The sequence below is a fragment of the Aeromicrobium changchenzhani genome (assembly GCF_057586615.1).
Genome location: NZ_CM172480.1, coordinates 2,021,228 through 2,041,022 on the forward strand (window position 1 = coordinate 2,021,228; position 19,795 = coordinate 2,041,022).

The window sequence follows — 19,795 nt, forward strand, 5'->3', positions numbered from 1 at the left end:
TCTTCCAAGGGCGTCCAAGACTTCGTTCCGGGGTCCAGAACTGCCGGTTCCGGCCTCCGGAACTACTCGCTAAAGATCAGCGACAGCGGCGGGTTCTGCGGCCGCCATCATCGAAGCCCGCACGACGTAATAGAGCTCGGACATCAGCATCCGCAGGTGGTCCACATCCGTGCCCGCCTCAAGCGCAGCGCCTCTGGCGTAGGTCAACGACACTGTGACCAGGCGCCGTACCAATGGCTCTGGCCCCTCGATGCCGAGATCGTGCGCATAGGGTGTGAGAACAGCAGCAAGATGCTCTTCAGCTAGTTCGCGCACCATGGCCATGGCCTTCACGACCCTAGGGTCGCTTCGCCCAAAGCGCAGCACATCGGACTCCACCTGGAAGTAGTTCAGGTTGGCAATGATCGCGTCGGCGGAAGCCTCCCAATATGACCGCATCCGCTCTTCTGGCATTCCAGTCGCCTCGGACGGACGTGGCATGGCCAAGAAGAAGCGCTGGGTACCGCGCTCAATTACTGCGGCGAGCAAGCCTGCCTTGTTGCCAAAGTGGTGATAAAGCGATCCACTCGGCAGCCCCGCTTGCCTGCAAATCATGGAGATCGACGCCCGCTCGTAACCGATGCGAGCTATCAACTTTTCAGCTGTATCAAGGAAAATCTCGCGGGATCTACCCGGCACCACGGCTGACTGCGACACAGTAGGTAGTCTTACACGTCAGCAAGTATGAAGGGAGCGCGCAGCGCCAACGCCTGCCCGATCGCCTTCGTGGCTTCTCTCAGAGGAGCAACGAGTCCCGCGTCCGATGTCCCACCCAGCGGAAACGTGAGCGACACCGCCGCGACCGCGCGCCCGTGAACGAATACCGGAGCGGCCACACAACCAAGGCCGGGCACCGTCTCACCTCGATCACGTGCAATCCCTTCTCGGCGGGCCGCAGCCAAGAGCTGTCCCAGGCGCCCGCTCGCGCCACAGACGAGGTCCGGCGCGAGATGCTCATCGGTGGGCAGTGGGCTTTTGAAGGCAAGCAAAGCTCGGCCAACCCCCGTCACCGAGGCTGGGAGTCGGCCGCCGACCACCGCTGGCGATGCTGGCACCTCACGACTTGAGAGCTTCTCAAGGTACACCACTTCATCTCCCTCCAAGACCGCGAGATGCACAGTCATTCGGGTGAGTCGACGGAGCCGCGCGAGATAAGGAAGCGCCACGTCTCGGAGGTCGACACCCGATGAGCACGCTCCGACCCTGAACATGCGAAGCCCGATGCGGTACTCAGCGCCGACCCGCTCAACGGCCTTCAATTCGACGAGCATGGACAGCACTCGGTGAGTAGTGGATTTTGGTAGACCGCTCCGGCGGACAATCTCACTGAACGTCAGCGCACGTTTACTCGCGCTGAAGGTCTCCAGCACGTCGAAAGCCTTCAACAACACCGACGAGGGGCCGAGTGCTTCCACCACTGGATTCGACGTGGGTGCCATTGTGACTCCCGTCACTAGAATGATCGTTCTAGTAGAGGCTAGCACTTAAATGGTCAGCGTCAACGCTTTAGGTCTGCCACCAACGGTCATTCCACCGTTCTGGCACCGACACGACGAGCTGGTGTGGGAACTGTCAGCGCTGCATTAGCACTGACTCAACTCCTACAATCACGATGGCTCACCCTCGGCGCCGCTGGCGTGGCATCGCGACCTCGCTGACGCCAAGATCCGGCTCCGCGAATGGGTCTCCACATCGGGTACCCGAGTGGATCGTGACCGACCAACACGACACACGATATGGCCCGGTGAGGCACCCGATCTTGTGACCGCGGAGATGGTGATCGTCGACCGCGATGCGGACTTCGTTCAATTCGTGATCGACGACGTGACCGAGCGTCGCCGTATTGAGGATCTGGTCCGTTCACGAGCGTCCTAACCTTCCACGACCTCGCCCAGACCGTCGTTGTCCACCGGTTTCTCCATCGTCGGCGGCGAATACATCCGGTCAACTCACTGTGATTGATGGCGCCCCATTCGCGCCGTGCACGTTCTAGAAGGAGGCAGCCATGCTGCTCGCACACGCAGTTGCTCTATCGCAGGCTCGCTCCTACGTCGCAGCATTGGCCGATCTTGCCCAGTCCTTTGACGCTGCCGTGGACTACGAACAGGTCCTCTTCCAGCTCGATTGGATCCACGGCGACGACACTCCAGCGCTCGACACTGACGGGCTCGCCGGCGGTCGCAGTGTTCTGTTCGCCGTCGCTGCTTCGACCATCGAGGAGCTTGGCGATCTTCACGGCGTCGACGGCCTCCAGATCGAGCTGGTTCTGGCCATGCTGCAGGAAGCCCACGACAAGGACGAGCCGTAATGTACGGCGAGAACAGCGGCCAACTCCGCACCGAACTCGCCACACTTCTGCGCCAACACCGTGTTCAGCAACGCCTTGGCGGGCCCGGCATCCACACCGTCCCCGTGACAACCACGATTCAAGAACGCCAACTGCTCGGCGAGCAAATCACCCGCTATCGCCAGGGCGCACTTCTGTGGTGCCTTCAAGCTGCTCGCAGTGCGAGCCCCCAGATAAAACTCGACGGTACCACCGCAAGGGTCCGAGGTGCCGGCGGCGAGTTGCACCGCCGACTGCAGGTCGCCGTCGCGGCCTCCAGCGCTGGCCTTCCTTCACTCGAGGAACTCACCACACCGCAAGAGTTCCCAATGCTGGAGACCTGGCGGCAAGTAGCAAGAGCTGCCGCTCTCGGCGAGCACGACTTCGGCGCGAGCCTCCGATATTCACACCTCAATGAGAGCCAATGCAGGACGGTGCTCAAAGACTCCGCCGAAATAACACACGGATTGGTTGCTCTCGATCGGCGCTACGCACGCATCCCCGGCTGGGTCAGACTCCGCGACCAAGGATGGCTCGCTCACGCCGCTAAAGCATGCGCGCAATCAGTTGGCCCTGTGACCCAAGATCTCAGTGTCGACCTACAAGGTTGGGAACCGCCACTATCAGCGATCGGCGAGCCAGTACGGCCGGGGCTCGCAGGGATCCTGCAAGGTGAGCACAATCTGCTGGTCCACCTCGCGCAGTTCCCCGATGCCCACAACATGCGGCGGATCCTCGACTCACAACGCATTGTGTCCCATCAAGCCGTCAGCAGCGCCAGCGCCATTTCGCCAGCTCGGGCTGAGAAATGGGAAACACGAACCGAAACCTTCACCGCACTCCTACGCGCGACACGCAACCTACGCGGACCACTCGGTAATGGCGGTCCGGCAGCAGCACAAGGGGCCAACGTTGTCAGCCGCATGCAAAAACTCGCCCCACATGAAATGGCCGACTCCACCGAACTGGACCAGCTCGACAGATTGTTCTCCCTGATCGACGCAAGACTTGCTCAAATCGTCGAGCACGGAATCTCCAGACAGCTCTATTTTCTGAGGGTCAAGTTGCCACGCGTGACTAGTCAATCCGTGGGACTCGTTCAGTCGCAGCGGGTGCGCTATGCCCCAATCAACTCGCCCGTCCAGTCCGGTCTCATCAAGATCGTGCGCACTCGTCTTCGCCTGCCATCCCTCCAGCCGCGATCGTCTGCCGGAGCCCGCCGGAGTCGTCTCGATTTTGAGGCCGCTATCACCCATCGTCCTGAGATGCGAGGTTCGATCGGGTTGTGACCTCTGATCCGATGTGGTTACCGCCAAGCCCCCGTGAGTGGGTCCCATACGGATCGGTCGGGGTTGGCGGTGAGTACTGGATCGGCGAACTCGACGACAACGGTGAGCACTGTGTCGAACTGTTCGGGCAGGTGATCGGAGTTACTGCGGCGTCTCCATTGCGACCACCGGTTCTGCGCTAGAGCGGTGAACCCGTCGAGTACTTCCGACAGCGGCTTCAGCGAGGCGTTCCGATATCGAGCTACCTCCTCAATGGCCTGCCGGAGATCCCGTGCGTCAATCTGGTGACGTCGTGACAGCGTCCAGATGTCGCCGAAGTCCCGCCAGCGCGTGTTTGCAACGCCCCGCTGTACGGCGGTCACGATCTTCTCCGCATGCACCATGTGGATCGGGTAGCCAGGAAATTCGATCGGTGTGCCACCGCGCAGGCGCGGAATGGCCACGGTCGTAGGTTCGGGCCAGATCGGGTCGCCAACGTTGATGTCGATATGGAACGGCAGCTTGGCGCTCGCCAACCGAGCCTGGACGTGAACCCGAACACCGGAATATTCCTCATCGTCACGGATAACCTCAGCGGTGGCAGTGCCGGCCGCGAACTCAATCCCATCGTCCTGGGTTAGCGTCACACGGAGAATGCGACGCACCCGTTCCAGTAACGCGGCGGTGTCGTTGGCAATGCCGATGGCTGCCAGATCGACGTCCTTGGTCGGCCGCCGAGAGCCGTAGGCAGCAAGCAGCACGCCGCCCTTAAGCACGAAGGTTGTCCGGGCGTCGCTGACGGCGAGTCTTGCTAGGAAGCCTTCGAGTACGTAGAGCTGAAGTAACTCCTGAGAGGGCCTGCCAGTTCGTTGTGCCTGCAACTTCAAATCCAGGTAGGCATCACCCGATACTGTGCCCCGCGAGACCCGGCTCATAACAGGATCTCCAAGGTCTGGCGCAACGATGTGAGTGTGCGTGGAAACGACCGTGTCAGCTGGAGCAGGTCCGAGGGCTGTCCGCCACGACGTAGCCATCTTTTGAGTGCCTCGTTGGCAAGGTCGGGACCATCGAGGTGTCGCATGCGGAAGGCGTCGATGATGCTGCGCTCTGCGGAGAAGATGCCGATGGTGCGCTGAGCGCCGATGTCGAGCAGTTCTCGTCCGATCTCGAACGTGTCGGGATCGAAGTGTCGCCACCTGACGGGCGCAGTCATGTCGGGTGTCCATGATCCGCGCGGGATCGCGATGTCGATCTCGCTAGGGATGTCGTCGATGAGATCATGTTTGGCAAGCGCTGAGCGTAGGCAGATCGTTGCGCGCGGTGACTTCGCAGCAATTTCGATCAGGTCCTCGTCCCCGATCCATTCGCTTTTGCGGTAGAGCCCCCGTGATATCGCGGTGATGTGGCCGTCGACGATCAGTTGGCGAAGCTGACGTTCGCTGATGCGTTCGCGTGCCTCGGAGTAGCGGAACGTATCGGGTAGTGCAGCGAGCATCTCGCTATTCGTCGGTGTCATGACCTCACCTCCAATGTGAACAACCCTCAACAGCAATATGCCTAGTGTAGAGGATTGTTTACATGACGGCTGCATGGCGCGGCCACTCACGTCGACCCATTCTTTGGCGCGAGTGATTCAAGGATTTCGGCGGTCACCTGGTTCACTTTCTCATCGGGCTCGATGTAGTGACGTTTGGTGATCTCCGAGGATGTATGTCCGAGCAGTTCAGCTGCCAGATCTGCGCCGCCAGCGCGGTTCAACACAGTGGCAACCGTTCGGCGGAACGAGTGCGGTGTCACCCCATCGATACCGGCGGCAGACAGAATCGCGCGCAAGCGCCGCCGCACGTTATTGGTTGTCAACGGTGTGTGGTTCCGGCTGTAGAACAGCAGATGGTCCCGATCCTCCTGACGGACAGCGACGAGTCGTTGCCGCACCGCCTCAGCGGTGAAGGTCGGCACCGACACGGTGTGCCTCGACTTCGCGGTCTTGGGATGATCCTGCCTGAACGTTGGTTTCCCTTTGGGCGAGATGATCGTGCCGCAGATTCGCACCGTCGCCGGCGTACGCGTCACATCCACATCGCATTTTCGAATCGCCAATACCTCACCGATGCGCGCTGAGGTCCCCAGCATTACTTCGATAATTGCTTCCAACTGCCCGTCTGGTTTGGGGCCCGACAGGCCCTGCGCGCACCGCCAAGTCCTGACCGCATGCCGAATCGCTTCAATCTGATCGACCGTAAGCGCCATCACCTGGGACGGCGGCCTGCGTAAACGAGACGTACCTAGCACCGGGTTCCGACTGATCGCTTCATAGCGCAATGCGAGCCCAAGCGCGAGGTTCAGGACAACCTTGGCGTGCTTGGCCCGGCTGTAGCTGACCTTGGCCTGTGCTTTGAGGAACCGATCAACCTTGCTGATCGATATCTCCCGCAATAGATAATGTTGAAATGTGGGCGCCACCAACGTACGCATATCCCGTTCATAGAGTTCCCGGGTGCTCGACGCGATCTTATTTTCTAAATCAAGATCTGCAAGCCATACCTCAACCAGCTCAGTGAATGTGCTGTTCGCAGTAAGTTCGCCGGAGCCGGTGATGTAGTCACCGCGCGCAGCCAAACGTTCCTTCAGGGCGTATTCCGCAGATTTTCGCGTCCGAGCAGTGGTTTCGATCCGGCGCATTTGACCGTCCGTGTCGCGGACCCGGGTACGCGCACGTACCTGACCCCCAGCCATCGTGGTGAACATGATTTGCCCATATGTCCCGATCGGGATCCGTGGCCGAGCCATCAGTTCACCCCTGCGCGCTGGCACGTCCTGGCGATGTTTCGCGCTGCTGCGCAACCCACGCCTGGACATCGCAGACAGCGAACTTTAGATGACGACCCACCCGCACAGCGCACGGGCCATGGCCGCAGGTGCGCCATTCGTAAATCGTCTTGATCGGCACACCGAGGTAGTCGGCAAGCTCTTCGGTGCTCAGCAGTGGCTCCAACGCCACATGGTTCGACATAGTGTTCATGTCGATCAGGTGTGCGTGGCTGCCCGAGCACCCGGGGCCATTCGGAAATGTTGGGATCCCGAGGCGCTTCCGGACCGTAATTCGGTGCGAAAATCGGCCCAATTTGGAGGGTTTTTGGAGGGTAGATCAAATCTCTAACGCTTTCAGGCTCGGAAATCACTGATTTCCGAGCCTGAATTGGTCGGGCTGACAGGATTTGAACCTGCGACCCCCTGACCCCCAGTCAGGTGCGCTACCAAGCTGCGCTACAGCCCGCAATACGACCAGCCGAAACCTTACCGCAGCGACCGAGGCGACCAACACGCGGCCGCTCCAATATTGGCGCCAGCGGACGGTTTGTTCACTTTTGCCCCATTACAAGCTGGTGCAACGGGCCGAAAGTGAACAAATCTCGGTGGTAGGACGGCGGGGGCTACTTGCGTTTGCGCTTCTCGCGCACGCGCTGCTGGATATGGATTGGCGATCCGATGAAGCCGTAAGTTTCGCGCAGCCGGCGCTCAACAAAGCGCACATAGGACGCCTCGAGCAAGCCCGAGGTGAACAAGATGAAGGTCGGCGGCGACGTCGAAGCCTGCGTGGCAAACATGATCTTGGGCTGCTTGCCACCGCGCACCGGGTGCGGATGCTCCGCGATGAGCCGGCCGAGGAAAGAGTTAAGTTCGCCGGTGGGAACACGCGTCTCCCAGCCTTCGAAGGCTGCATCGAGCGCCCGTACGAGCCGGTCGACGTGCCAACCGGTGCGTGCGGTGATATTGATGCGTGGCGCCCATTGGACTTGGACGAGCTCGCGCTCGATCTCACGCTCGAGATAGTACTGCCGTTCCTCGTCGACCAAATCCCACTTATTGAAGGCGATCACCAGCGCGCGCCCGGTTTCAGCGATCGACGTAATGATGCGCGTGTCCTGGACACTCAGTGGCTCGCTCGCATCGATAATCATGACCGCTACCTCGGCCCGCTCGATCGCTGCGTTCGTACGTAGGCTGGCGTAATACTCGTGTCCGGAAGCTTCCTTGACGCGCTTTCGGATGCCGGCAGTGTCAATGAAGCGCCACGTACGTCCGCCGAGTTCGATCAGTTCGTCGACCGGGTCGACGGTGGTGCCGGCAACATTGTCGACAACAACACGCTCTTCGCCCGCAAGGCGATTGAGCAGGCTCGACTTGCCGACGTTGGGCTTACCGACAATCGCGACCCGGCGCGGTCCACGCGGCTTGTCAAAGTCTTCTTTCGGCGGCTCGGGGAGCGCATCGATGATCGCATCGAGCATGTCGCCACTACCGCGACCATGCAGGGCAGACACCGGATAGGGCTCGCCGAGACCGAGGTTCCACAAGGTGGCCGCTTCACCCTCGGTACGCATGTCATCGACCTTGTTGGCAGCCAGAACAACCGGCTTTTTCGACTTGCGGAGAATCTTGACGACCTGAGCATCGGCATCGGTAATGCCAACGGTGGCATCGACTACAAACAGGACAGCATCGGCCACCGAGATAGCGATCTCGGCTTGTGCCGTGATGAGCTCGGCCAGGCCTCTGGCATCGGGATCCCAACCGCCGGTGTCGACAACGGTGAACTCGCGGCCATTCCACACGGCGTCATAAGACACCCGGTCACGCGTGACGCCAGGAATGTCCTCAACGACTGCTTCGCGGCGGCCAATGATGCGGTTGACGAGGGTGGACTTACCCACATTGGGTCGACCGATCACCGCCAGAACGGGAACGGACTCATTCATGGGTGTCTCCAGCGGGAAGTTTCCCGGGTAATTTCAACTTGGATTTGGTTTGGGCCGCGGCAAGATGTGCGAGCAAATGTTGATGAATCTGCTCGTTGGCCTCAGCGACGCTTTCTTTTTCGCGCGGCCAGTCGCGTTGTTCAAATTGTATCGGCGCACCATAAATGACGTCGATGTGCGCACCCTTTGGCGGTTTGGCCGAGCTGCTCTCCCCCGCACTACGGGTGCCAAAAATCGCAACCGGTACGACCGGCGCGCCGGTGACGAGCGCCAAATAGCCGACGCCACCCTTAAGTTCGGTGAACTCGCCATCGCAGCGCGTGCCTTCGGGATAGATCACAACAGTTTGACCGGCCCGAAGCACCTGGATCGCAAGGCGGAGCGCTCCGACATCGGAACCCTTGCGCTCGACCGGGATCTGACTGATGAATTTCAACAACATTTTGGTCTTGCCCGCATACATTTCGCGTTTGACGAGCGCATGCGCCGGCCGTGGTGTCGTACCGATCAACAGTGGCCCATCCAGCCAACCGATGTGATTGCTGGCTAGGATCACCGGTCCATTGTCGGGAACCAGCCATTCGCCACGCTCAGCAATGTCCCAGCGGCGGCGCATGTAGGGGCCAAAGATGCTGCGTGCGAAACGAAGCCCGTGTTCGGGTAGGCCCTGACCGGCCGGGGTCAGCGGCAACAGCACCGAGTCGTTGGTCATTGAACTTCCTCAACAAGGCCTACGATCGCGGCGATGACCTCGTCAAGACTCAGGTGAGTGCTGTCAATGACAACGGCATCGTCAGCTTGAACCAGCGGTGACGCCGCCCGCGTCGAGTCGATCTGGTCGCGAAGTTTCAACGCCGCCTGAGTTTTGGTCGCATCGGTCGCACCGGTTTCGGCGGCCCGACGTTGCGCGCGGGCCCCCGGATCGGCGACCAGATAGATCTTCACCTGCGCATCGGGCGCTACCGCAGTAGCGATGTCCCGGCCCTCGACCACAATCCCGCGAGCTGCCTTGATCACTGATTGCTGCTGAGCGACCAATAGTTCACGGACGCGCGGAACTGACGCGACGGCACTGACCGCGGAGGTGATTTTGTCGCTGCGGATCGGGCCTGCGACATCAACGCCGTCGACTTCAATGCTGGGGGCAAGCGGATTGGTGCCAGACACGATGTGCACCGATTCAGCCGCCGCTGCAACCGCGACCTGGTCATTGATGTCAACACCGCGTTCGAGCAGCGACCACGTCATGGCGCGATACATCGCGCCGGTGTCGAGAAAAGCCAGCGAGAGCCGGTCCGCGACCCCACGCGCGGTGCTGGACTTGCCCGAACCTGACGGACCGTCGAGTGCAACGACAAGAGCGGTTTTCACGTCTTCTCCCCTACCTGTAAGCCGACCAGCCGCGGTCAGTCAGCGCCTCGACCAGCGACTCGGCATTATGCTCGGCAACCACTACTTCGACGAGGCCGACCGGGCGTCCAAGTTCGTGATCGATGCGGATGTCTTCGATGTTGATACCTGATTCTCCCGTATGCGCCATCAACCTGGACAACTCGCCCGGGCGGTCGGGGGTCTGGACGTACACGATCGCCATCTGGACCATTTTGTCGCCGTGTTTTCCGGGCACTTGTCGGGTGCCCTCGCGGCCACGTCGCAGCACGGATGCGATTGCGTTGACGTCGCTGTCGAGGCCGTCGATCAAAGTGTCAAGATCGGCTCGTACGTTTTGCAGCAGCGCGGTGACACTGGCGGCATTGCCTTGGAGGATTTCGAGCCAAAGGCCGGTGTCGCTGCCAGCGATCCGGGTGACATCGCGCAGTCCGGGTCCCGCAAGCGCCATGTGCGTCTCGGGTGCACCGTTGAGCTGTGCGGCGGTTAGAACCGACAGCAGGTGCGGCAGATGCGACACCAGAGCGACGGCCTCGTCATGCGTATGGGCGTCCAGATCGACCACAACCGCGCCGGTAAGACTGGCCAACGTACGGATCATTTCAACCGCCGCCGGGTCAGCATCAGCGCGCGGCGTCACAGCCCAAGCACGTCCTTCGAACAGCCTGGCCGAAGCGGCCATTGGTCCGGAGCGTTCGCTACCGGCCATTGGATGGCTGCCGACATAACGGGACGAACCTGCGTGGTTGGCAAGCTGTTCGCCAATCCCCTGCTTGACGCTTGCCACATCGGTCACGACGGCCTGTGGCCACTGCTCGAGCGCCTGTGCCACGACATCAGCGACCGACGCTGGCGGAACTGCGACCACAACAAGGCCGGGGTTGTCGACCGGCCCAGACTGGCCAGCACCCCGCGAGACAGCCAACTCAACATTCGTCGTCCGTGCGTCCTCAAGAAAGACCGCCATGCCATGTTCGCGCAATGCCAAGGCCACCGACGTTCCGATGAGTCCGCAACCGATGATCAGGACAGGCTGGGCAATCACGCCATCGATTTGTGCTGCGGTCACGAGTCCACGCTATCGAAAAGCTCGCCGAGCTCATCGCGAGATAGTTCACGCATAACGCCAGCACGAAGCCCGCCAAGGTGAATCGGACCGAACTGGGTACGTGTGAGTTCTTTGACCGGATGGCCGACCGCGGCCAGCATTCGGCGCACTATTCGATTGCGGCCCATGTGGATATCAAGTTCGACAAGAGAGTCGCCACGCGAGCGGTCCTTGACGATAAATCGGTCAACCTGTGCCTGCCCGTCCTCCAAATCGACACCCTGTTTAAGCAGTTCGGCCAGCGAATCCTTCACTGTCCCCTGGACCAACGCAACGTAGGTCTTAGTGATCTCAAAGGACGGGTGCGCGAGACGCTGGGCGAAGTCGCCGTCATTGGTCAGCACGAGCAGCCCCGAGGTGTCGGTATCCAATCGCCCGACGTGGAAAACACGTTCGGTCCGATGCGCGACAATCGCACTCAGATCGGGCCGGCCGTTCTCATCGGCCATCGAACTGACGATGCCCCGAGGCTTGTTGAGCACCAAATAAACATGCTCGGACGGCGGCGGCAGCCGCTTCCCGTCAACGCGGACAACATCACTCAACGGGTCGACTCTGGCGCCCATCTGAGTGATGATTTCGCCGTTGACTTCGACCCTGCCCGCGATCATAAAATCTTCACAGCGGCGTCGGCTCGCGACGCCCGATTGCGCCAGGAACTTCTGCAGCCGGATACGGCCCTCATCACTCATTCGTTCGATTCCTCAGTCGTAGACTCGTCGACGGACACCGCTTCGTCAGCTGTCGCTTCGCCTGCTTCGTCGTCGACCTGGACATGCGTCGAGAGGGTCTCGCCGGGGTCATCGTCAAGATCCTCCAACTCGGGCAGGTATGGCGCCAACTCGGGCAATTCATCCACCGAGGCCAGACCCATCCGTTCGAGAAAATAATTGCTGGTGGCATAGAGAATCGCGCCACTCTCGCGGTCCGTGCCCGCCTCCTCGACCAGCCCGCGGGTCACCAACGTACGCATGACACCGTCAACATTGACACCACGGATCGCCGAGACACGAGAGCGGCTAACCGGCTGTCGGTAGGCCACAACAGCCATCGTCTCGAGCGCCGCCTGCGTCAAACGGGCCTGTTGACCGTCGAGGACAAACCGTTCGACTGCGCGCGAGAACTCTTCGCGCGTGTAGAAACGCCAGCCGCCACCGACGTGGCGAAGCTCGAAACCCCGTCCCTGCTCATCGTATGAGTCCGCGAGTTCGGCTAGGGCATCGCGCACGTCGATCGGCGGGTGCCCAACCGCCTGCGCCAACGTGAGCTCGTCGAGCGCCTGATCGGCGACCATCAAAACCGCCTCGAGCGCGGGTTTGAGATCAAGCATCTCCAACTCGAGCTCGTGCGGGCCACTAGGAAAATTGTTGTCAGTCATCGCTGCTCTCGTCATTCACGTCTTTAGTTGGCGCGGTGTTAGTGGGCGCAGTGTCATCCGGCGCACCGTCGGGATTGTCAAACTCATCGCCAACGTCAATATCGCCATCATCAGTGCCGGTCCAGCGTATGTGCAGGTCGCCTAGCGGCGTGGCCTGCTCGAGCGAGAGGACACCCTCGCGAAACAACTCCAGCACAGCGAGAAAACGGGCCACTTTGGTCACGGTGTCCGGCGCATCGGCGGTGAGTGCCCGAAAAGTCAAGGTGCCGGAGCGACGCAATCGATCAACCAATAGATGCGCCTGCTCGCGCACGCTGACCTGCGGCGCGTGCAGATGGGCAAGCGACAATATCGGTTCGCTCTTGGGCGCGAACACTGCCGCAGCCAATTGGGCCAGATCCTCAGGACCGATTGTGATCAGGACTTCGGGCAGCAATTGAGCGAAACGCGGTTCGAGGCCAACCGAGCGTGGATGGCGACGCTCTTCCCCCGCTAGTTTCTTCTTCAGCACACCGGCGACAAGCTTGAACGCCCGATATTGCATGAGCCGGGCAAACAGCAGATCACGCGCCTCGAGCAGCGCGAGATCTTCCTCATCTTCAACCTCGGCCTGCGGCAACAATCGAGCAGTCTTGAGGTCTAGCAAGGTCGAGGCGACAACAAGGAACTGGGTCGTCTGTTCAAGGTCACCACCCAGTGCCTTGATGTAGGCGATGAATTCATTTGTCACTGTTGACAACGCAATCTCGGTGACATCCATTTTGTGCTTGGAGATCAACTGCAGCAGCAGGTCGAACGGGCCCTCGAAGTTGGCGAGATTGACCGAAAAGCCCGATTCAGTGGGCTCCTCGACATCTGCGCTGCTCACCGTTCCTTCAACCTCTGCGCCAGGTCGGAGTCCATACCGTGGGTGTCCAGATCGGCCAGCGCAAGTCCAAGCGCTGCCCGAACCAGTCGACCGCGGTCAATATTGCGACCAAGTTCACCCCGAAGTTTGAGGCGCGCTTGTTCGACGGCAAGCAATTCTGCCCCGGTGAGGTAGATCGTCATCTTTTCGTCGTGCTTGGCCCGACCGTTGTTGCCTGCCGCTGGCTCAGCTGCCGGCTCGGGCTCCGCTTTGCCTGCGGCTTTCGCGGGGGTGGTCGAACGAAACAGTTCGTCGGCCCCCGGCAGGCTTACGCGCCTGGGCATCGAGCCAACACCTCACGAGCAAGTTGGCGGTAGGCCTCTGCGCCGTTCGACGTTGAGGCGTACTCGGTGATCGGTACACCGGCCACCGTCGCATCGGAGAACTTCACAGTGCGACGGATCACGGTATGGAAGACCGCATCGCCCCAACCCTCGACGAGGGTATGAATGACCTCGCGGCTATGCAACGTTCGACCGTCATACATCGTGCCAAGCAAACCGATGATGCGCAGATCAAAATTGGTTCGTTCACGAACCTTCTCGATCGTTTCCTTGAGCAGCGCGACGCCGCGTAGCGCAAAATATTCGCATTCAAGCGGGATAAGGACCCCATCGGCTGCGGTCAATGCATTGACCGTCAGCAGGCCGAGCGACGGCTGGCAGTCAATCAGGATGACGTCGTAGTCCTCGAGGATCGGATGAAGTGCTCGAGCAAGCGCTTGCTCACGGCCAACCTCGGTTACCAGCCGCATTTCGGCTGCGGATAGATCGATATTGGACGGAATGAGGTCGAGGCCCGGGATCGAGGTCTCCAACATGATGTCTTTGAGCGTGAGCTCCCGGTCCATCAGAACGTGATAGATGCTCTGTTCAAGTTCATGCGCATTGAAGCCGAGGCCGACCGTCAGCGAGCCCTGCGGGTCGAAATCGACGAGCAGCACCTTCCGTCCGGTCTCGACCAATGCTGCCCCGAGATTGATTGTCGTCGTGGTCTTGCCGACGCCGCCCTTTTGATTACACATAGCAATCACCGTGGCGCGGGCGCCAGGCGTACGGGGCTTTGGATCGGGAAAAATTGGCATTGGACGACCGGTTGGTCCCAGTTCCTGGCTCATACAAACGTCCTCTGTTGATCGACCGGCGTTTCGAGCGCCACTCTACCGCTCACCGTCGTGCTCGTGGATGGGCCGTGGCATAAATTTCGCGTAGCTTCTCGACCGTGACCAGAGTATAAATCTGTGTCGTCGTTACGGAGGCATGCCCCAACAAATCTTGGACGACTCGGACGTCCGCACCGCCATCAAGCAGATGCGTCGCAAATGAGTGCCGCAGGGTGTGTGGCGACACGCTGCTCGTGATGCCAGCGCTACTTGCCGCCTTGGTCAGCACCGTCCATGCACTCTGGCGGGACAGCCGCCCACCACGTGCGTTGAGAAATAACGCAGGGCCGCTGCCCTTAACTGACACCAATTCGGTACGAGCGACGTTGATGTAGTCAACCAGCGCCGCTTGCGCATATGAACCCAGCGGCACGATGCGTTGTTTGCTACCTTTGCCGCGCAATAAAACCGCTCCGGTTTCGAAATCGAGGTCGTCGATGTCGAGGCCGACGGCCTCGGAGATTCTCGCTCCGGTGCCGTACAAGACTTCCAGCAATGCTTTATCGCGTTTGGCCAGTGTTGTGCCGGGTTTGCCGGCCGCGTCCAGCAACGCCTCGATGTCGGCTAGCGGCAGGGCCTTGGGCAGTCGCTGCGCGGGCCGGGGCGGTTTGACCGCCGTCGACACGTCCACCTGCACGATGCCTTCACGCAGGAGGAACTTGTGAAAGCCACGAACTGCAACAATTGTGCGCGCGACACTGGCCGAACTCAGCACCGTGTGCTCGTCGTCGCCGGTACGCAATGTTCCCAGAAAGCCGAGAATCTGCGCCTCCGTGACAGCTTCAGGCCTAACGCTGCCAAGATCGTCGAGATACGCACAATAACGACGCAGATCGCGTCGATACGACTTGAGCGAATTGTCGGCGAGGCCGCGTTCGACCGAAAGGTGGCTGAGATAGTCCGCGGCAGCGCGCGACACTTCGCTGCTCATCGCGTGCGGCGTACCTGCTCGGCCAGAATTGCCGCAACCGTCATCGAATCACTGATGCGGCCATCGAGCACGGCATCGACCGCGGCATCGAACGCGATCCACAGCTGAACCATGTCGGCTTCCTCAGCGATCCGTTCGGTACGCTCCGCAACTGGGACGGCACTGAGCGTTTCGGCACGATAGACCTGCCAGCCTTCAGTCGAGTAGCCCGGCGTCGCCTTCAATGTCAGCAGCGACGACCAGTCTTGGGCCACGATGTCGGCTTCTTCGCCGAGTTCACGCTGCGCGGCAGCAAGTGGGCTCTCACCGTCGACATCCAGCGTTCCGGCAGGAATTTCGATCATGCGGTGGCGCACGGGGTGACGGTATTGCTCCACCAGCAGGATTCGATCTGTGTCGTCGAACGCCAGCACTCCCACTGCGTCATTGGGTCGAGCCACGACCCGCGGATGCTGCTCCCCCGCCGGATCGACAATCGTATCGATCGCCAGACTCAAATAGGCGCTATCAAAAATTGGCTGGCTCGCAGCCACCGGCCACGTCAGCGCCTGATCGCACAGCGTGTCGCCATCACCGAGTACGCCCGGCAGACTCGGATGAGCCGCAGCGGTCATGCGTCGACCGACCGATTGGCGTCCACGGGCAGCAACATCTCCTGTTGACGGGCAAGGGCCGCAGCAATCAAACCCACGAACAGCGGATGCGGTTTCGTCGGACGAGACTTCAGCTCCGGATGTGCCTGGGTCGCGACGTAGTACGGATGCACGGTGCGCGGCAACTCGACGAATTCCACCAAGGTGTGGTCCGGCGAGGTCCCGCTGAACACCAATCCGGCGGCCTCGAGCTGTTCACGATAGGCATTGTTGACTTCATAACGGTGACGGTGCCGTTCATCGACCTGCGTCACACCGTAGGTTTCGGCGATAACGCTTCCGGGAGTGAGTTCAGCAGGGTAGGAGCCGAGCCGCATCGTGCCACCTAAATCACCAGCACCATCGACGATGGCAAGCTGCTCAGCCATGGTCGCAATGACCGGGTTGGCCGGATTGGCGCCGAACTCGGTCGAGCTCGCATCGGTGATGCCCGCGACGTTTCTGGCATACTCGATAACCATGCACTGCAGGCCGAGACACAGCCCGAGTGTGGGGATCTTCTGCTCACGGGCATATTTCAAGGCACCGATCTTGCCGTCAATACCGCGAATTCCAAAACCACCCGGAACGCAGATTCCGTCCATGTCGCCGAGCAGTGCTGCCGCGCCCGCTTCGGTCGCACAATCATCGGATGGCACCCAGGTCAGATTAACCTTGGCGTCATTGGCGAAGCCACCCGCACGAAGCGCCTCAGCAACCGAAAGATAGGCGTCGGGCAGGTCAATGTATTTTCCGACCAGCGCGATCTTGACGTGCTCGGCCGGTTGGTGGACGCGGCGCAGGAGCTCGTCCCACTGGGTCCAATCAACATCACGGAACGGCAGATTGAGCCGGCGTACGACGTAAGCGTCCAGCCCTTCAGCGTGAATGACCTTCGGGATGTCGTAGATCGAGGCGGCATCGCTGCAGGCGATGACCGCTTCTTCCTCGACATCACACATAAGTGAAATCTTCGCTTTGATGCTGGAAGGTAGCGGCCGGTCAGCACGGCAGACGATTGCATCAGGCTGGATGCCGATCGAGCGCAACGCGACGACCGAATGCTGGGTCGGTTTGGTTTTGAGTTCACCGGACGGCCCGATGAACGGGATCAGCGAGACGTGCAAGAAGAACACGTTGTCACGGCCAACATCGTGGCGGACCTGACGTGCAGCCTCAAGGAATGGCTGGCTCTCGATGTCACCGACGGTGCCACCGATCTCATGGATTACTACATCGACGTCTTTGCCACCCATCGATAGCATGCGCGATTTGATCTCGTTGGTGATGTGCGGGATGACCTGCACCGTGTCACCAAGATAGTCGCCCCGCCGTTCGCGAGCGATGACAGCCGAATAGACCTGCCCGGTGGTCACATTGGCATTGCCGGATAGATCCTCATCGAGGAAACGTTCATAGTGGCCGATATCAAGATCGGTCTCCGCGCCGTCATCAGTGACAAAAACTTCACCGTGCTGGAACGGGTTCATGGTGCCCGGATCCACGTTCAGATATGGATCAAGCTTCTGCATCGTCACCCGCAGACCGCGGGACTTAAGCAGCCTGCCCAAGCTTGAGGCCGTCAGGCCCTTCCCGAGGGACGAAGCAACGCCACCGGTAACGAATAGATGCTTTGTTGGCGTTGATGCTGCCAAGGTGACTCCCGTGGTAAAGGTGCGATCATGTTATGGCCTTCGATGGTTCAAAAACCATCAGTGCTCCACGGGATTTCAGTCTACCAATGAAATCGCTCGACGCGGACACAACACACCAATGCGACAGTTCGATCAGTTTGAGCTGATCAATTTGGTATGGCGCCATCCGCGCTGCGCGACGTACCGAACGACCCCGCATCTCCGGTCAATTCGCGAGCCGCAGCGAGTACGGCAATGAGCCGGCCGGCTGGTGAATCAATGACGTCGATCGACGACACTTGGCTGGCAACATCGCTTGAACGAAGGATTTGGAGATAACCGCCGTCATCACTGGAGCGGCTCGGTCCGGCAAGGAGTACGCCCTTGGCCTGCGAATCGAAGGCCGACGCAAGTTGTGCGGCGATGTTGCCCGAACCTTGCTCGCCATTGGCCTTACCAGGTCCAGCAACGATGAGCGCCAATGTGGCCCGGCTAGTTGGGCGCTTGTTGAAGGCGATGAGTTTGCCTTCTTTGAACGCGGCGGTGATTGTGGCGGCTGGCGTATCAACTTTGGCAGTGGTCTTGGCAAACAGCCCACGGCCAAGCGCCGAGCCGACACGGACATAACTGTCACCAGTCGTAGCGACCCCGTTGACACCCTTGGCGGCCTGCTGTGCGACGCCTTCGGCAAATTGCCGTCCACTCGAATCGAGCAGTTTGGCTGATAGTTCGACTTCACCCGCCACTGTCGCACCGGCAGCAGTCATGCTCGACTTAAGACCGCGCACTTCGCCGGCACGAGCACCAGGCAACGTGAGAATCAGCACCGACTGTCCCGATAGCTTGTTCTTTGTGACGGCGGGGCCGGTTTTAGTTGCATAGGCGGTATCAAAGCTCGCGAGGTCACCCTGCTGGACCTCGGCAGCGTCCGATGAGCCACCGTCGACAACATTCTTCGCATTGTCTAGCGGGCCCGATCCCAAGGCGATGCCCACAGCAAGCGCCAAGAAAATCGCGGCAATCGACACCAAATGGTAGCGAAAGTTGATCACGTGAAAAGGCCCCACGTCCAGTCGAAGAAGTCCTGTAGATGATGCCCGGTCCAGGTGACCCAAGAATCGCCGACTGGCGTTACGGCAACGGCAACGCCGACGGCAATCAGAGCAAATGCTAGGAGCAGCAGGATCGGCCAGGTCCGCGACCGCTGCTGGGAGAAGTGCGCGACCGCTTTGGCGTCGACAAGCCGAGTGCCGACCCGCAAGCGGGTCAGGAACGTGCTCGACATGTCGGTGGGCCCACGATCGAGGAAATCGACAAGGCTCGTATGCCCGCCCGCGAGGATGATAACCGAAGCCTCGTTCGTATCGGCGAGAACCAACGCAAGGTCTTCATCCGATCCTGCAGCGACAAATGTTTGGGCATCGGCGCCGGTCTTTTCGAGCCGTTCGATCGCCGTAAGTTGCCCCGAGGTGCTGGTGATAACGACTTCTTTACATTCCTTAAGTGCGCGGTCAGACAAGTTGCTCAGCGCTCCGACCACCAGATCGGGCGTATAACCCGCATCAAGTAGCGCATCAGCACCGGACCCCGCACCAATCAGAACTGCATCATGATTCTTGAGGTACCCCTTGATCTCTGCGAGGTCGGCTTCATACTCATATGCCTTGGAGACCACGACCGCTGGGCGGTTACGGAGCGTCGTACGCAATCTCGGCACTCCGGAGCCTTCGAGCAACATTTTGTGCTCGCGGCGCAGGTGTTCGGCCGAGTTGGCAGCCAATGACTCGAGCTGGGTCGACAGCCCACTCTGCGCGCTGCTCAATAGGGCAGTAATTTTCGCATCATCAAGCTCGATGCCCGAAGCGATCTGCTGCTCACCGCGGTAGATGACGCCCGCATCAATACGGAGCTTGTCGCCGCTCTTGAAACCGGACCAGATCTCCGGGCTCACGGCATCGATCAGCAGGATGCCAGCATGACTAAGAATCTGCGGACCGAGGTTCGGATAGCGGCCAGACGTCGACGGCGAAACATTGACCACCGCACGCACGCCGCGCTCTGCGAGCGCTTCGGCGTGAACCCGATCAAGATCGATGTGGTCAATGACCGCGATGTCACCTTTTTTGAGTTTCTTGCTCAGTTGGGCGTTGTCCCGTTCGGCTCGTGCAACACCGATAACACCGGTGGCATCGGCCGGGGGACGCTTGGAACGGCTGAGAATTTTCATCGCCATCCATCGTGTCACGCAATAACGTAAATTT

Annotated in this window: 22 protein-coding genes and 1 tRNA gene; 2 read left to right on the plus strand and 21 right to left on the minus strand. The window is 60.3% G+C overall.

The window, feature by feature from the left end; all coding sequences use genetic code 11:
- Nucleotides 1–69: 69 nt before the first annotated feature.
- Nucleotides 70–696 carry a TetR/AcrR family transcriptional regulator gene (locus AC2YB9_RS10250; RefSeq protein WP_487265245.1) on the minus strand — a complete coding sequence of 209 codons (627 nt, stop codon included), beginning with the start codon at nt 694–696 and terminating at the stop codon, nt 70–72.
- An 11-nt stretch (nt 697–707) separates the two neighbouring features.
- Nucleotides 708–1,478, minus strand: a complete 771-nt coding sequence (locus tag AC2YB9_RS10255; protein ID WP_487265246.1) for an IclR family transcriptional regulator — start codon at nt 1,476–1,478, stop codon at nt 708–710.
- A 566-nt stretch (nt 1,479–2,044) separates the two neighbouring features.
- On the opposite strand from AC2YB9_RS10255, the gene AC2YB9_RS10260 reads away from it, so the two are divergent.
- The gene (locus AC2YB9_RS10260; RefSeq protein ID WP_487265247.1) at nt 2,045–2,347 is read left to right on the plus strand and encodes a hypothetical protein; all 303 of its coding nucleotides are present in this window, start codon (nt 2,045–2,047) and stop codon (nt 2,345–2,347) included.
- Nucleotides 2,347–3,654, plus strand: a complete 1,308-nt coding sequence (locus tag AC2YB9_RS10265) for a hypothetical protein (protein ID WP_487265248.1) — start codon at nt 2,347–2,349, stop codon at nt 3,652–3,654. The genes AC2YB9_RS10260 and AC2YB9_RS10265 overlap by 1 nt, the downstream gene beginning before the upstream one ends.
- A gap of 17 nt (nt 3,655–3,671) precedes the next feature.
- On the opposite strand, the gene AC2YB9_RS10270 is transcribed toward AC2YB9_RS10265, so the two are convergent.
- From AC2YB9_RS10270 to steA, 19 genes are all read right to left on the minus strand, one after another.
- Nucleotides 3,672–4,568 (minus strand): nucleotidyl transferase AbiEii/AbiGii toxin family protein, encoded by an 897-nt coding sequence (locus AC2YB9_RS10270; RefSeq protein WP_487265249.1) that lies wholly within the window; start codon nt 4,566–4,568, stop codon nt 3,672–3,674.
- Complete coding sequence (locus AC2YB9_RS10275) at nt 4,565–5,149, minus strand: type IV toxin-antitoxin system AbiEi family antitoxin domain-containing protein (protein ID WP_487265250.1); 585 nt, start codon at nt 5,147–5,149, stop codon at nt 4,565–4,567. Before AC2YB9_RS10275 ends, AC2YB9_RS10270 begins: the two co-directional genes overlap by 4 nt.
- Nucleotides 5,150–5,235: 86 nt before the next feature.
- Nucleotides 5,236–6,423 (minus strand): tyrosine-type recombinase/integrase, encoded by a 1,188-nt coding sequence (locus AC2YB9_RS10280; RefSeq protein ID WP_487265251.1) that lies wholly within the window; start codon nt 6,421–6,423, stop codon nt 5,236–5,238.
- A 4-nt stretch (nt 6,424–6,427) separates the two neighbouring features.
- A complete protein-coding gene (locus tag AC2YB9_RS10285; RefSeq protein WP_487265252.1) occupies nt 6,428–6,655 on the minus strand; it encodes a helix-turn-helix transcriptional regulator in 228 nt (75 codons plus the stop codon).
- A gap of 178 nt (nt 6,656–6,833) precedes the next feature.
- Nucleotides 6,834–6,910: transfer RNA gene (locus AC2YB9_RS10290), tRNA-Pro, on the minus strand.
- A gap of 157 nt (nt 6,911–7,067) precedes the next feature.
- A complete protein-coding gene (der, locus tag AC2YB9_RS10295; RefSeq protein ID WP_487265253.1) occupies nt 7,068–8,393 on the minus strand; it encodes a ribosome biogenesis GTPase Der in 1,326 nt (441 codons plus the stop codon).
- On the minus strand, nt 8,386–9,105 hold the full coding sequence (locus tag AC2YB9_RS10300) for a lysophospholipid acyltransferase family protein (protein ID WP_487265254.1): 720 nt from the start codon (nt 9,103–9,105) through the stop codon (nt 8,386–8,388). The genes der and AC2YB9_RS10300 overlap by 8 nt, the downstream gene beginning before the upstream one ends.
- A complete protein-coding gene (cmk, locus tag AC2YB9_RS10305) occupies nt 9,102–9,764 on the minus strand; it encodes a (d)CMP kinase (RefSeq protein ID WP_487265255.1) in 663 nt (220 codons plus the stop codon). The genes AC2YB9_RS10300 and cmk overlap by 4 nt, the downstream gene beginning before the upstream one ends.
- A gap of 10 nt (nt 9,765–9,774) precedes the next feature.
- A complete protein-coding gene (locus AC2YB9_RS10310) occupies nt 9,775–10,851 on the minus strand; it encodes a prephenate dehydrogenase (protein WP_487265256.1) in 1,077 nt (358 codons plus the stop codon).
- Nucleotides 10,848–11,582 (minus strand): pseudouridine synthase, encoded by a 735-nt coding sequence (locus AC2YB9_RS10315; protein ID WP_487265257.1) that lies wholly within the window; start codon nt 11,580–11,582, stop codon nt 10,848–10,850. Before AC2YB9_RS10315 ends, AC2YB9_RS10310 begins: the two co-directional genes overlap by 4 nt.
- Entirely contained in the window at nt 11,579–12,268 is a 690-nt protein-coding gene (gene scpB, locus AC2YB9_RS10320) for an SMC-Scp complex subunit ScpB (protein WP_487265258.1), read from the minus strand. Before scpB ends, AC2YB9_RS10315 begins: the two co-directional genes overlap by 4 nt.
- Entirely contained in the window at nt 12,261–13,136 is an 876-nt protein-coding gene (locus tag AC2YB9_RS10325) for a segregation and condensation protein A (RefSeq protein ID WP_487265259.1), read from the minus strand. Before AC2YB9_RS10325 ends, scpB begins: the two co-directional genes overlap by 8 nt.
- Complete coding sequence (locus AC2YB9_RS10330; RefSeq protein WP_487265260.1) at nt 13,133–13,459, minus strand: hypothetical protein; 327 nt, start codon at nt 13,457–13,459, stop codon at nt 13,133–13,135. The genes AC2YB9_RS10325 and AC2YB9_RS10330 overlap by 4 nt, the downstream gene beginning before the upstream one ends.
- Nucleotides 13,444–14,292 carry a ParA family protein gene (locus AC2YB9_RS10335; RefSeq protein ID WP_487265261.1) on the minus strand — a complete coding sequence of 283 codons (849 nt, stop codon included), beginning with the start codon at nt 14,290–14,292 and terminating at the stop codon, nt 13,444–13,446. The genes AC2YB9_RS10330 and AC2YB9_RS10335 overlap by 16 nt, the downstream gene beginning before the upstream one ends.
- Nucleotides 14,293–14,341: 49 nt before the next feature.
- Nucleotides 14,342–15,268, minus strand: coding sequence for a site-specific tyrosine recombinase XerD (xerD, locus tag AC2YB9_RS10340; protein ID WP_487265263.1), 927 nt, complete (start codon nt 15,266–15,268; stop codon nt 14,342–14,344).
- On the minus strand, nt 15,265–15,882 hold the full coding sequence (locus AC2YB9_RS10345; RefSeq protein WP_487265264.1) for an NUDIX domain-containing protein: 618 nt from the start codon (nt 15,880–15,882) through the stop codon (nt 15,265–15,267). Before AC2YB9_RS10345 ends, xerD begins: the two co-directional genes overlap by 4 nt.
- Nucleotides 15,879–17,555 (minus strand): CTP synthase, encoded by a 1,677-nt coding sequence (gene pyrG, locus AC2YB9_RS10350; RefSeq protein WP_487265265.1) that lies wholly within the window; start codon nt 17,553–17,555, stop codon nt 15,879–15,881. Before pyrG ends, AC2YB9_RS10345 begins: the two co-directional genes overlap by 4 nt.
- Before the next feature lie 146 nt (nt 17,556–17,701).
- The gene (locus AC2YB9_RS10355) at nt 17,702–18,586 is read right to left on the minus strand and encodes a copper transporter (RefSeq protein ID WP_487265266.1); all 885 of its coding nucleotides are present in this window, start codon (nt 18,584–18,586) and stop codon (nt 17,702–17,704) included.
- Nucleotides 18,583–19,761 (minus strand): putative cytokinetic ring protein SteA, encoded by a 1,179-nt coding sequence (gene steA, locus AC2YB9_RS10360; protein ID WP_487265267.1) that lies wholly within the window; start codon nt 19,759–19,761, stop codon nt 18,583–18,585. The genes AC2YB9_RS10355 and steA overlap by 4 nt, the downstream gene beginning before the upstream one ends.
- Between the last annotated feature and the right edge of the window lie 34 nt (nt 19,762–19,795).